The organism is Soonwooa purpurea (assembly GCF_053891095.1).
The window spans coordinates 103,043-115,326 of the sequence record NZ_JBSSMA010000005.1; the positions used below are offsets into that span (position 1 = coordinate 103,043).

Sequence of the window (12,284 nt, forward strand, 5' to 3'; positions counted from 1 at the left end):
TTTATATCATGAAAAAAATTAAATTTTATTTAAAATCAATGTTAGTGTTAAGTGCATTCTTTTTTGTACAGAAACTAACTGCACAAGCACCTGAACTAATGAGTTACCAAGCCGTCGTTAGAAATGCAAGTAATGCACTGGTTGCTAACCAAAATGTTGGTGTTAAAGTGACCATTGTGAAAACCTCTCCAGCAGGCACAGAAGTCTATAAAGAAACATTTTCTCCCAATCCAATGACCAATGCTAATGGACTGTTGTCTTTTAATATAGGTTCGGGAACACCAGTTGCAGGAACTATTGCGGGAATTGATTGGTCAACAGGTCCTTATTTTATAAAAACAGAAATCGATCCCGAAGGAGGCACAAGTTATTCTCTGACTTCTACAACACAATTATTAAGTGTCCCTTATGCATTAAATGCAAAAACAGCACAATCCGTTGTAGGAGTTGCAGGGACTAGTAATCTGCTATCAAAATTCACCTCAGCTAATACTTTAGGAAATTCTCAGTTGTCAGACGATGGTACATCGATGGGAATTAATACGGGAAGCCTAAGTCCTAATATAAAACTTCATGTTAATGCAGGTGCTATTGGTAATACAATTCGTGGAACCTTAATTGGCACTCCACCCACAAGTATTGCAACTGCAGGATCTATCTATGGAGAATCTACATCAGGAATTGGAGTAATTGGGGTTAGTGGTTCTCATAATGGTGTTTATGGATTATCTACAGGAACTTTAGGAGGAACAGTGGGGGTTTCTACAGGAACAGGTAGTGGTATTTGGGGAGTTGCAACTGGTGCTGGCGTTGCAGGATATTTTGATGGAGGCACAACAGGACGTGGTATTATTGTATCAAGTGGAGCTTCTGGTATTGGGACAAGCAATCCTACAGGAAGATTAGTAGTAATGCAACCCGCAACACCAGTTCCTGCAATTGATAATAGTCCTGCAATTACAGGATATTCATATACTGTTCCAGGAGCTTTAAGTGGAGGAGTTTTCGGATATTATAATAGCTCTAATTATGGAGTGGGAGTGCAAGGTACAGGATATAATGGTGTAGATAACAAAGATTCGAATACCATATTTGGAGTAGGAAATCAAGATTTGGGAGTTTATGGCTCTGCAAATACTGCAGGTGTAATGGGAGCTTCTGTTGGCGGGATTGGAGTCGTTGGTTATAATAAAAATTCAGCTTTTGCAGCAACAACAGGTATTGGTAACACTTATGGTATTTATGGGGTCTCACAAACAGTGGGAGGTGCAACAGTACCTAATACTCGTTATGGAGTGTATGGTTTTGCTTCTGGGGCTGCCACCAATTATGCTGGATACTTTTCTGGAAATGTACAAGTAACAGGGTCTTTATCTAAAGCCAGTGGAACTTTCAAAATTGATCACCCATTAGATCCAGCTAATAAATATTTGTACCACAGTTTCGTAGAAAGTCCAGATATGATGAACGTCTATAATGGTAATATAACGACTGATCAAAATGGTTATGCTAACGTAAAATTACCAGAGTATTTTAATGCTCTAAATAAAGACTTCAGATACCAATTAACAGTTATCGGAACATTCGCAAATGCTATTATTTCAAACGAAATTAAAGATAATAGCTTTCAAATAAGAACCGATAAGCCAAGTGTAAAAGTAAGTTGGCAAGTTACTGGGATTAGAAATGATGCTTATGCAAAAGTCCATCGTGTAGTTCCCGAGGTTGAGAAAGAACCAGAGTTTAAAGGTAAATATCTTTATCCTATTGAAATGGGCAAATCAGCTTCGCAAAGTATAGATGACCTAACGAGACCTAAAAATGAAAATGAGTTGAAAGTAAATAAACCTTCTAATATAGTCTCAGAAAAAAAAGAGGAAATATACAATAAAAATGAAGTTGGCGGAGCTATTTTAGAAAGCAATAATTAATTGCATAGAATTATTAAAAACTAAAATCATTTAACATGAAAAAAACTATTTTTTATTTAAAATTCATACTAGTGATTGGTACATTCTTTTTTGTACAAAAACTAAATGCGCAGTCACCAGAACTAATGAGCTATCAAGATGTAGTTAGAAATGCAAGGAATGCACTGGTTGCCAACCAGAATGTTGGTGTTAGAGTTAGTATATTAATAACATCAGCAGCAGGAACAGAAGTTTACAAAGAAACATTTTCGCCAAATCCAACCACCAATGCTAATGGATTGTTATCTTTTAATATAGGTTCTGGGACACAAGTTACAGGTGCTTTTTCAGGAATTGATTGGTCAGCAGGTCCTTATTTTGTGAAAACAGAAATCGAGCCCACAGGAGGTGCCAATTATTCTTTGACTTCTACATCGCAATTGTTGAGTGTTCCTTATGCGCAATTTGCAAAGAGCGTACAAGCGACATCAGATAATGGATTAGGACTACGCTCAAAATCTAATAATAGTATTTGGTGGGGTATTTATGAAAACAATCTTTATAGAGGCTACCTCGGGAGTTATGCAGGGAATAATGAAGATGTCGATTTTGGAACAGGAGCAGGAAATACAACCTGTAGTACACACTTAACCATAAAGGATGAACCAAAACTAACAATCGATCCTAACGGAAATGTAGGTATAGGAACCGCTACGCCATCTACCAATCTTTCAATAAAGTCTAGTTACAATGATATTATTAATATTTGTAATCATAATGGTTGGACAGCAATTGGACTTGCAAACAATCCAAATCTTCCTTACAATGCTATTGCAAGTGGAGGAACTTATTTAAGCTTTCTATATGCATCTTCTGCAACAACAAATTTTACAAAAGCTAATTCCAAAATGTTAATTCCAAAATGTTAATGGATGGTTCATCTAATACATTTAGGCCAACTAATGTGATCGGATGAATGAGGTGATACCAACTTCGGATGAACGTTTCAAAACTAATATTAAGCCTTTGTCGCAAGGTTTAGAAGCTGTTTTAAAATTAAAACCAATTTCTTATAATTGGAAGAGTACAGCGTCTAAGTTAGGAAAACTGGTTTTAACTATGGGTTTTCGGCACAAGATTTAATAAAAATAATTCCCGATTTAGTTGTTCATCAAGATACTCCTTTAGATAAAGAAACTGGTAAATTAGTTAACGAATATTCTGACAGTTACGGTGTTAAATATGCCGAGTTGATCCCAATCTTAGTAAAGGCAATTCAAGAGCAACAATCTGTTGTTAATTAATTAGAGAAACGTATACAGGTTTTGGAGAAGAATAAATAAAAAATTATTACATGGATAAAGTACATGGTCGATACTTTTCATCGACCATGTTTTATAATAAAGACACAAGGTTTTTTTATCTTTTAATTATAAAATGTAATTAGAATAAGACTTATTTATTTTTCTATATCTTTGTAGCAATTATATTTATCTTTAATAATTAAATGGACCCCGATAGTTTAGTCAAACTTCTTATAGCACTTCTGTTAGTGCTTCTCAATGGTTTCTTCGTAGCCGCAGAATTTTCAATCGTTAAAGTACGTTACTCACAAATCCAGCTAAAAGCTGCTGAAGGTAACAAAATGGCAAAGCAAGCCGAACATATCATCAAACATCTTGATGAATATCTTTCTGCAACACAGTTAGGAATTACGCTAGCTTCCCTAGCTCTAGGTTGGGTAGGAGAGAGCGCGTTGCATCATATTATCGAAGATCTGTTTCATTATTTTAATTTTGCAATTTCTCAGACGACGATTACCACAATTTCGGTGGTTTGTAGTTTTATGTTAATTACGATAATGCACATAGTTTTTGGAGAATTGGTTCCAAAGTCGATTGCGATTCGTAAGTCAGAGCCGACAACATTTTTTATCGCAACGCCGCTTCGTTTGTTTTATAATATTTTCAAACCATTTATTTGGTTAATGAATTCATTGTCAAATAATTTCTTACGATTGATAAATATTAATCCTGTTTCTGATCAAGATATTCACTCTACCGAGGAATTACAATTGTTGGTAAAGCAAAGTGCTGATAATGGAGAAATTCAGGAAGAGAATTATGAAATCATAAAAAATGCTTTTGATTTTACCGATCACAATGCAAAACAAATTATGATTCCGAGGCAGAACATTGTGTCTGTAGATATAGAAGATGATCGCGAAGAAATTATCAATCAATTGATGGATAGTGGTTATTCGCGTATTCCGGTTTATGAAGGATCTATCGATAATATTATTGGTATTTTCTATACCAAAGAAATTATTAGAGAATATATCAGGAGTAAAGGCGAGTTGTCACATGAGGATCTTAAACGCTTGATGCGTGAAGCTTATTTTGTAGTTGGCAGTAAAAAGATTTCTGATCTTTTGAAAATTTTCCAACAGAAAAAACAACATTTAGCCGTTGTTATTGATGAGTTTGGCGGTACGGAAGGTATTATCACATTAGAAGATATTCTGGAAGAATTGGTGGGCGAAATCCAAGACGAAGAGGACGAAGAAGAAAAAATTGTTGACGAAGTGGCTCAAAATGTCTATTGGGTACAGGCAACGCAACCTTTGGAAGAGATTAATGAGTTTTTACCAAAAGGTTTCCAATTGTCCGACGAGTCAGAGTATAATACGTTGGCAGGTTTTATCCTTAAAGAATTGGAAGATATTCCAGAAGAAAACCAAGAGTTTGATTGTAATGATTATCACATCAAAATTCTGAAAATGCAAAACAAAAGTGTGGAAGTTGTGGAATTGGTTTACACACCGCACGAACCCGATTTTGATGTGGAAGCTTAATCCAAAATTTCAAAAATTTTAATTTTTAAAATCCATGAAAATTTTTAATCACGATTCTTTTGACAAACCGCAACGTCAGCACGAAGAAGATGTTTTGGTCCTAGAAAAAGAAGACGAAGTTTACAAACTCGTTTTGTACAACGACGATGTTAACACGTTCGATTTTGTCATCGAATGTCTAATAGAGATTTGTAAACATAGCTTCGAACAAGCAGAACAATGCACCGTACTTGTTCATTATAAAGGCAAATGTACGGTGAAAACAGGCGATTTGGATTTGTTAAAACCAATGAACCAAATGCTATCCGAACGTGGCCTAACCTGTGAAATCGTTTAAAATAATAGATACAAAACGCGCCTCAAAATTTTATTTTGAGGCGCGTTTATTTTTAATATTTTCGTTATAAATTCTGAAGATTAATCGTATTGGTTCGGTCTTCAATTTTATAGTTCAGTGCTTTTGCAAGGATAAATATTTCGTTAAGGTTATCGATAAGTTGCTTTTTACCTTCGTTTTGTAACTTGGTATAATCGATATTTTTCTCCATGTTTTTCTTTGCAGATTCCATAATGCCGTTGATGTCGGCTTGACTAAATCTGTTGATGGCATAGTCATCCATAAAATGAATTTTAACATCAGGGAAAACCTTAATCTCGGCTTGCGGAAGTGCATCAATCACCAATTTTTTATTAACTGTGTCAACATCCACTTTCATCTTCTTCAGATCATAAGTTACTTGCGCTTTCGCTGTGGTGTAAAGTACCATTTCTTTTGGTAATACATCGTAGCCACCTATGGAAAAAGCTTTGCTCTTATGCGTCTGGAAGCTTGAGAAGTCCTGCTCCATAACGACCATTTTGTTCATTTTGGAGATTTGGTTGGTCAGCAGATAATAGTCTTTATTAATAACTGCAGCTTCTTCTTTGTGGCAACCTTTCCACGCTAATAGACAAAAAATGGTCAGAAGAATTCCAACCACAAAAGATAATATTGCATTAATGTTTTTCATTAACCTCAGGCTGTATTTTAGTTTGATCTTTGTTTTTAAGAACGTTAAGGAGATCTTTTTCTAAGAATCCAGATTCAGGATATTCAATAATTCTGCCAACTTCCTGTCCATATTTTTTTATAATAAAAGTCGGAACTCTTTGGATGTTAAAAAGTCCTTCTTCACCGTTGGGTGCTTCTTTTTTTCGGTTAACAGCGATAATTTGAATTTTGTTTTGGTTAACGCCCGCTTCATTCATTATTTTCATAAAACGAGGAAATTCGCGATGGCTATCTTCGCACCAAGTTCCCAAAAAAACGACAAAAGAATAACCTGAAATTTTTTCTTTTTTGAGTTGTTTCAAACTTTCTTCGTGGATTTTGTAGTCGTTATATTCTTTGGTGTACCAATCCGAAAATGGTTCTTTTTTAAATTGATCCAAAGTCTGTTCTCCCAACAACATTTTGCCATCGGTCTGTGTATCTACTTCGCGGTTCACCACCACTTTTTGTGCAAAACAACTTTGTAAACTCATAGTCAGTATTCCGATTGTTAAAATTCGCGTTAATTTTTGTTTCATTATGTTGTGTTTTAAGAAAGAATAGATTTAAGGTCTGCTGGAGAATAGTTGATACTTTTGAGAACTTTGTTATCCTCTTTTCTGTAAACATTATATTTTTCACCAGATTTTTCATAAAAAACATCAACGTTTTTATCTTGATAATTTTTTACAGTTTCTTGTGCTTCTTCTTCATTCGCGCAAGCTTTGGACATATTAGAACGTTGTACTTCGTTGAAAAGTTCTACAAATTTCTCACCCATACCAAACTCTAAAACCGCACCAGAAAGAACGTATTGTAAATCGCAAAGAGCATCGGCAATTTCCACCAAATCATTATCAGCAATGGCTTGTTTTAATTCGTTAAGTTCTTCTTGTAAAAGACTCACTCTTAAATCGCAGCGTTCTTTGGAAGGGATTTGTGGGGTGTCAAGAATTGGGGCTTTGAAGGTTTTATGAAATTCGCCAACTTGGTTAAGGCTGTCTATTTTGTCCATTTAGATTTTTATTTTAAAGCAAATATAATGATTAATGACTAAAACTTTTATAAAGAAAAAGACCGAAACAGAGTTCCGATCTTTATTTTATTAAATTCTAAATTTTTTTAAAATTTATTTTGTGATAGCTCTTCCGATGACCAATCTCTGGATTTCTGAAGTTCCTTCGCCGATTGTACAAAGTTTTGAATCTCTATAGAATTTTTCTGCTGGGAAATCTTTGGTATAACCATAACCTCCAAAGATTTGTACCGCGTTGTTAGAAATTCTTACACAAGCTTCGGAAGCATAAAGTTTTGCCATCGCACCTTCTTTGGTCATTGGCTGTTTTGCCATTTTAAGACTTGATGCTCTTTGGATTAATAATTCTGCAGCATCGATTTCTGTTGCCATGTCCGCTAGCATGAAGTTAATGGCCTGGAAACTTGAAATCGGATTCCCAAACTGATGTCTTTCTTTAGCATATTTCAAAGCCGCTTTGTAAGCGCCTCTTGCAGTGCCTAAACTAAGTGCAGCAATAGAAATTCTACCGCCATCCAAAATTTTCATAGCTTGTTTGAAACCTTCTCCAACTTCGCCTAATCTGTGAGAATCAGGAACTCTTACGTTATCGAAAATGAGTTCCGCCGTTTCTGAAGCTCTCATTCCTAATTTATTTTCTTTTTTACCAGACGTAAAACCAGGCATTCCTTTTTCTAAAACAAAAGCTGTTGAATTATTTTTGGCACCTTTTTCTCCTGTTCTTGTCATTACCACTGCGATATCGCCAGAAATAGCGTGCGTAATAAAGTTTTTTGCCCCGCTAATGATCCACTCGTCACCATCTTTAACAGCTGTTGTTGACATGCCTCCAGAGTCTGATCCTGTGTTGTGCTCAGTAAGTCCCCAAGCTCCGATTACTTTACCAGAAGCTAGTTGTGGAAGCCATTTCATACGCTGTTCTTCGTTCCCGAATTCGTAGATGTGGTTGGTACAAAGTGAATTGTGTGCAGCAACAGATAGTCCAATAGATGGGTCAACTTGAGAAATCTCATCCAATATCGCTACATATTCGTGGTAGCCAAGGCCAGAACCTCCATATTGTTCAGGAATTACAATGCCCATAAAACCCATTTCTCCTAATTGGTGGAAAAGTTCTACAGGAAATGTTTGACTTTCGTCCCATTCCATAATATTCGGGCGGATATTTTTTTCTGCGAAATCTCTTGCGGTCTCAGCGACCATTTTTAAGTTGTCCATATTAAATTATTGTTTTCCAAATATAATCCAATTTAGAATCGAGTCAAAATTTTTCTTTTAATTCATTGAATGTTGTTTTGTTTAGTCTTTTGATTATTAGGTTATTAATTTTTAATGTGATGTTTATATATTGTTTCGAACAGATAGCAGATAATTAATTATCTTTATACCCTTTTAATTTTAAGTATGAAAAACCTCTATTTTGGATTATTGATTCTACCAAGTTTAATTTTTGGTCAAATGGAAACTTATTATTTTGGTACAGAAAATCTTTCAGGATATCAATTAAAATCAAAATTACACGATATAATTTCTAACAAACCAATTAGCTGGAACTACGGTGATCTTCCCAATTTTTACGCGATAACCGATGTCGATCGTTATTATGAAAATAATGGAAGCCTTTTGGATATTTATTCTGAAATTCCAGATGGGCAAGATGCCTACGAGTATAATTTTAGTCAAATGATTGGAACTGCTTCGCAAGAAGCCCAAGGTTGGAACCGCGAACATGGCATGCCGCAAAGTACGTTTAATAGCAATTACCCAATGTATTCGGATTTATTTTTTGTAATTCCTACAGATGCCAGAATCAATCAATTGAGAAGCAATTATCCCTACGGAATTGTTGGCAACGCGAGTTATACTTTTACAAATGGTTCTAAACAAGGTACGAATGCAATCCCAAATTCTACTTACGGAGAACGTGCCTACGAACCTATTGATGAATTCAAAGGTGATGTTGCGAGAATGCTTCTTTATTATGCCGTGCGTTACGAAGGGAAATTAGGAACGTTTAATTATAGTTCGAATGCGACGCCTTCTAAAGATCGAAATCCGATGGATGGTACGGAAGAGCGTGCTTACGAAAAATGGTATATCGACATGTTGATTAGTTGGCATAATCTGGATCCAGTCTCACAACGAGAAATCGATCGCAATAATTATGTGTACACTATTCAGAAGAATAGAAATCCATTTGTCGATCATCCAGAATGGGTTGATTCTATTTGGAATCAAACTTCGGATAATGTCGCGCCACAAGCAATTTCGGCTTTGTCTGTTACTAAAAATTCGGCCTATTTCACGAGTTTGCAATGGCAGGCAAGTCCCGACGCCGATGTTATTGGGTACGAAATTTATCAAAACGGAACTCTAATTGCAAAAACAAAATCTACCAATTTTACGATTGACAGATTATCGCCCTCCACAACTTACACTTATCATATTATTGCTTACGATAATGCCTATCTTAAAAGTGCACAAAGCAATACGTTGTCTGTAACCACTTTGGATTCTGATGTTTATTCTAAAGATTTGTTTATTTCAAAATATATTGAAGGATCAGGAAATAATCGTGCTTTGGAAATTACCAATTTAACAGGTCATGAGGTTGATTTGCAAGGCTATCGGTTGGGAATTCAGATGAAAGGAAGTGTTTATTATTTCGCAGAAGCTTTGGAGTTAGAAGGTGTTGTGCCACATGGACAAAGTTTTGTAGCGATTAATCCAAATGCAAATTTGTCGTGTTATACAACATCCAATGCAAAAATCCAATCTGCTGCGCCAGCTTTGCAATTTACAGGTAAAAATTATGTGGAACTAAATTTTAAAAACTTCACAGTTGATGCGATTGGTACAAAGGGCGAGGATAATGCTAATGCGGATAAATCCTTATACCGATTGGCATCGATTACAGAACCGAACACGACTTTTGCTTGGAGCGAATGGCAATCTTACCCGATTGATTATTGTCAAGATTTAGGCGTTTTGACAACGCAAGAATTCGTAGCAAAGGCGCCACAAATTTATCCAAACCCAGTTTTTGATATTCTGAACATCAAATCCGATACAAAAATGTCTCAATTCCAAATTTTGGATACTTCAGGCCGAATGATGAAAACTGGAGTTCTTAATTCGAAAAATAACGCAGTTAATGTTTCTGATCTCGCTACTGGAGTTTATTTCTTGAAGTTAGATAATCAAGTTCACCAGTTTATTAAGAAATAAGTAATACTACTAATAAATAAATATTATAAGGTTTTAACCTAATATTTACATATTATAATCTTTTTCGCTAATATTTTAATTTATAAGCTTTTTGTATTATATTTTAAAATATTAGCGATTTTTATTATATTTGTAACATGAAAGCGGTAATCACAGGTGATATAATTGATTCTCAAAAATTTGGCGCAGAAGTCTGGTTTCAGGCATTGCAAAAAATTTTCGAAGGCAAAACTTCGCAAGAATGGGAAAATTATCGAGGCGACGAATTTCAATATTTGGTACCAAATGCCGAAGATGCTTTCTTGGAATTTCTAAAAATAAAAGCAGGAATCAAAAAAATCCAAGATTTGGATGTTCGTATTTCCATAGGCTTGGGCGATCAAAATTTTGTAGCAGAAAAAGTCTCGCAAAGTAACGGCAGTGCTTTTGTCAATTCAGGCCGCAATCTCGAAAGAATAAAAGCTGAAAAAGTCAACCTCCACATCGCCTCCGAAAAACCTGAATTGGATGAGCAACTCAATTTAATTTTCAAATGGGTGAGTCTTACGCTAGACAGTTGGAGTGTGATGTCTGCAGAAATTGTCGAAATGTTTTTATGCAATCCGAATCTTAATCAAGATGAAGCGGCGCGCCAACTTAATGTCACGCAATCGTCCATTAGCCAACGTCTCAAACGTGCTAACTACGATCTCTTAATAGAAACCGAAGCCTATTACAGACAACTTCTCTCTCAGCAAAAATGATAGTTTTACCACTCATATTGGCACATTTACTCGGAGATTTCATCTTCCAGCCAACGACGTGGGTTAAAGATAAAGAACACAAAAAACTTAAAAGCTCCTACCTCTATTGGCATGTATTGTTGCATGTTTTTTTAAGTTTTGTTTTCCTTTGGAATATTGATTTATGGTGGATCCCGATGCTTATTGGGATAACACATTTTGCGATTGATTTAACAAAGCTCGAATTACAAAAAATTGGAAATAAACGATTATGGTTCTTTATTGATCAAGCATTACACGTAATGGTGATTGCAGGATTAAGTTTAATCGCTCAAAAGAATATTGATTGGGAAATTATTTTTAATGAAACTAATCTAAAGCTATTAACCGCAGCAGTTTTTCTAACAACACCTTCGTCAATAATCATTAAATTATTAATCAGCATTTGGACGCCCAATCCGCAAGATCGAGAGTCCGTACAGACCGACTCTTTAGCAAACGCCGGAAAATATATTGGAATTTTGGAACGCTTGATGGTTTTTGTTTTTATTATTGTCAACCATTGGGAGGGTGTCGGATTTATGATAGCTGCAAAGTCCGTTTTTAGATTTAGCGATTTGGCACAAGCAAAACAACGAAAGTTGACAGAATATGTGCTGATAGGGACTTTGCTGAGTTTTGGAATAGCCATACTTACAGGGATTTTGGTTGGATTTTAAACCAATTATTTCCGTAAATTTGTATAGAAATAAATTAAAATAAAAAGTAAAAAGAATAAATGGAAAAGAAAGAAATGCTTTACGAAGGTAAAGCAAAACAAGTTTTCGCAACAGAAAATCCTGATGAAGTTGTTGTAAGATATAAAGACGATGCAACTGCTTTCAATGCGCAAAAACGTGGCTCTTTTGCGAGAAAAGGAGAACTTAACAATGCTATATCGACGCTTATTTTTGAATATTTAGCAAAAAACGGCGTGCCAACACATTTTATCCAGAAACTTAACGATATAGAACAACATGTGAAAAAAGTCGAAATTATTCCTCTAGAAATGGTTGTTCGTAATTATGTGGCAGGAAGTATGGCACAACGCCTAGGCGTGGAAGAAGGTCTTAAATCGCCTGTAACGATTTTTGATATTTGCTACAAAAAAGATGAGTTGGGAGATCCACTTATTAACGATCATCACGCTGTTTTTTTAGGCGCTGCAAGTTATGATGAACTTAAAGAAATGTATGCATTAACCGATAAAATCAACCAACTTCTGATTGACTTATTTGATAAGATGAACATTATTTTGGTCGATTTTAAAATTGAACTGGGAAAAACAACGGATGGGAAAATTGTTCTAGCAGACGAAATATCGCCTGATACATGCCGCCTTTGGGATAAAGACACAATGAAAAAATTGGACAAAGACCGTTTCCGTAGAGATCTTGGCGAAGTAACAGAAGCTTACGAAGAGATTTATGATAGATTACAAAAAGCATTAATGGCTTAAAATCTA

13 protein-coding genes are annotated in these 12,284 nt (G+C 35.3%); 9 read left to right on the forward strand and 4 right to left on the reverse strand.

The window, feature by feature from the left end; genetic code table 11:
• Nucleotides 1-8: 8 nt before the first annotated feature.
• The 5 genes from ACVFVN_RS06355 to ACVFVN_RS06375 all read left to right on the forward strand — a co-directional run bounded on the left by ACVFVN_RS06355 (nucleotide 9) and on the right by ACVFVN_RS06375 (nucleotide 5,101).
• Entirely contained in the window at nucleotides 9-1,931 is a 1,923-nt protein-coding gene (locus tag ACVFVN_RS06355) for a hypothetical protein (protein ID WP_456234663.1), read from the forward strand.
• 35 nt (nucleotides 1,932-1,966) lie between these two features.
• On the forward strand, nucleotides 1,967-2,839 hold the full coding sequence (locus ACVFVN_RS06360) for a hypothetical protein (RefSeq protein WP_456234664.1): 873 nt from the start codon (nucleotides 1,967-1,969) through the stop codon (nucleotides 2,837-2,839).
• A gap of 43 nt (nucleotides 2,840-2,882) precedes the next feature.
• Nucleotides 2,883-3,053 carry a tail fiber domain-containing protein gene (locus ACVFVN_RS06365; RefSeq protein WP_456234665.1) on the forward strand — a complete coding sequence of 57 codons (171 nt, stop codon included), beginning with the start codon at nucleotides 2,883-2,885 and terminating at the stop codon, nucleotides 3,051-3,053.
• Between the two features lie 364 nt (nucleotides 3,054-3,417).
• Nucleotides 3,418-4,764 carry a hemolysin family protein gene (locus tag ACVFVN_RS06370; protein ID WP_456234666.1) on the forward strand — a complete coding sequence of 449 codons (1,347 nt, stop codon included), beginning with the start codon at nucleotides 3,418-3,420 and terminating at the stop codon, nucleotides 4,762-4,764.
• A gap of 34 nt (nucleotides 4,765-4,798) precedes the next feature.
• On the forward strand, nucleotides 4,799-5,101 hold the full coding sequence (locus tag ACVFVN_RS06375) for an ATP-dependent Clp protease adaptor ClpS (RefSeq protein ID WP_165137264.1): 303 nt from the start codon (nucleotides 4,799-4,801) through the stop codon (nucleotides 5,099-5,101).
• Nucleotides 5,102-5,165: 64 nt separating this feature from the next.
• On the opposite strand, the gene ACVFVN_RS06380 is transcribed toward ACVFVN_RS06375, so the two are convergent.
• From ACVFVN_RS06380 to ACVFVN_RS06395, 4 genes are all read right to left on the reverse strand, one after another.
• Nucleotides 5,166-5,774 carry a DUF4230 domain-containing protein gene (locus ACVFVN_RS06380; protein ID WP_456234667.1) on the reverse strand — a complete coding sequence of 203 codons (609 nt, stop codon included), beginning with the start codon at nucleotides 5,772-5,774 and terminating at the stop codon, nucleotides 5,166-5,168.
• Entirely contained in the window at nucleotides 5,761-6,333 is a 573-nt protein-coding gene (locus ACVFVN_RS06385) for a TlpA family protein disulfide reductase (RefSeq protein ID WP_456234668.1), read from the reverse strand. The genes ACVFVN_RS06380 and ACVFVN_RS06385 overlap by 14 nt, the downstream gene beginning before the upstream one ends.
• Nucleotides 6,334-6,344: 11 nt before the next feature.
• Nucleotides 6,345-6,809, reverse strand: a complete 465-nt coding sequence (locus ACVFVN_RS06390; protein WP_165137271.1) for a pyrophosphohydrolase domain-containing protein — start codon at nucleotides 6,807-6,809, stop codon at nucleotides 6,345-6,347.
• Between the two features lie 114 nt (nucleotides 6,810-6,923).
• Nucleotides 6,924-8,048, reverse strand: a complete 1,125-nt coding sequence (locus tag ACVFVN_RS06395; RefSeq protein ID WP_456234669.1) for an acyl-CoA dehydrogenase family protein — start codon at nucleotides 8,046-8,048, stop codon at nucleotides 6,924-6,926.
• 186 nt (nucleotides 8,049-8,234) lie between these two features.
• On the opposite strand from ACVFVN_RS06395, the gene ACVFVN_RS06400 reads away from it, so the two are divergent.
• From ACVFVN_RS06400 to purC, 4 genes are all read left to right on the forward strand, one after another.
• Nucleotides 8,235-10,058, forward strand: a complete 1,824-nt coding sequence (locus ACVFVN_RS06400; protein WP_456234670.1) for an endonuclease — start codon at nucleotides 8,235-8,237, stop codon at nucleotides 10,056-10,058.
• 137 nt (nucleotides 10,059-10,195) lie between these two features.
• The gene (locus ACVFVN_RS06405) at nucleotides 10,196-10,801 is read left to right on the forward strand and encodes a SatD family protein (protein WP_456234671.1); all 606 of its coding nucleotides are present in this window, start codon (nucleotides 10,196-10,198) and stop codon (nucleotides 10,799-10,801) included.
• Nucleotides 10,798-11,499 carry a DUF3307 domain-containing protein gene (locus ACVFVN_RS06410; protein WP_456234672.1) on the forward strand — a complete coding sequence of 234 codons (702 nt, stop codon included), beginning with the start codon at nucleotides 10,798-10,800 and terminating at the stop codon, nucleotides 11,497-11,499. Before ACVFVN_RS06405 ends, ACVFVN_RS06410 begins: the two co-directional genes overlap by 4 nt.
• Nucleotides 11,500-11,558: 59 nt before the next feature.
• The gene (gene purC / locus ACVFVN_RS06415; RefSeq protein WP_165137281.1) at nucleotides 11,559-12,278 is read left to right on the forward strand and encodes a phosphoribosylaminoimidazolesuccinocarboxamide synthase; all 720 of its coding nucleotides are present in this window, start codon (nucleotides 11,559-11,561) and stop codon (nucleotides 12,276-12,278) included.
• Nucleotides 12,279-12,284: the final 6 nt, after the last annotated feature.

Coding starts and splice junctions, on each gene's coding strand:
- ACVFVN_RS06355 (WP_456234663.1), top strand. CDS start 9: ATGAAAAAAATTAAATTTTATTTAAAATCAATGTTAGTGTTAAGTGCA.
- ACVFVN_RS06360 (WP_456234664.1), top strand. CDS start 1,967: ATGAAAAAAACTATTTTTTATTTAAAATTCATACTAGTGATTGGTACA.
- ACVFVN_RS06365 (WP_456234665.1), top strand. CDS start 2,883: ATGAATGAGGTGATACCAACTTCGGATGAACGTTTCAAAACTAATATT.
- ACVFVN_RS06370 (WP_456234666.1), top strand. CDS start 3,418: ATGGACCCCGATAGTTTAGTCAAACTTCTTATAGCACTTCTGTTAGTG.
- ACVFVN_RS06375 (WP_165137264.1), top strand. CDS start 4,799: ATGAAAATTTTTAATCACGATTCTTTTGACAAACCGCAACGTCAGCAC.
- ACVFVN_RS06380 (WP_456234667.1), bottom strand. CDS start 5,774: ATGAAAAACATTAATGCAATATTATCTTTTGTGGTTGGAATTCTTCTG.
- ACVFVN_RS06385 (WP_456234668.1), bottom strand. CDS start 6,333: ATGAAACAAAAATTAACGCGAATTTTAACAATCGGAATACTGACTATG.
- ACVFVN_RS06390 (WP_165137271.1), bottom strand. CDS start 6,809: ATGGACAAAATAGACAGCCTTAACCAAGTTGGCGAATTTCATAAAACC.
- ACVFVN_RS06395 (WP_456234669.1), bottom strand. CDS start 8,048: ATGGACAACTTAAAAATGGTCGCTGAGACCGCAAGAGATTTCGCAGAA.
- ACVFVN_RS06400 (WP_456234670.1), top strand. CDS start 8,235: ATGAAAAACCTCTATTTTGGATTATTGATTCTACCAAGTTTAATTTTT.
- ACVFVN_RS06405 (WP_456234671.1), top strand. CDS start 10,196: ATGAAAGCGGTAATCACAGGTGATATAATTGATTCTCAAAAATTTGGC.
- ACVFVN_RS06410 (WP_456234672.1), top strand. CDS start 10,798: ATGATAGTTTTACCACTCATATTGGCACATTTACTCGGAGATTTCATC.
- purC (WP_165137281.1), top strand. CDS start 11,559: ATGGAAAAGAAAGAAATGCTTTACGAAGGTAAAGCAAAACAAGTTTTC.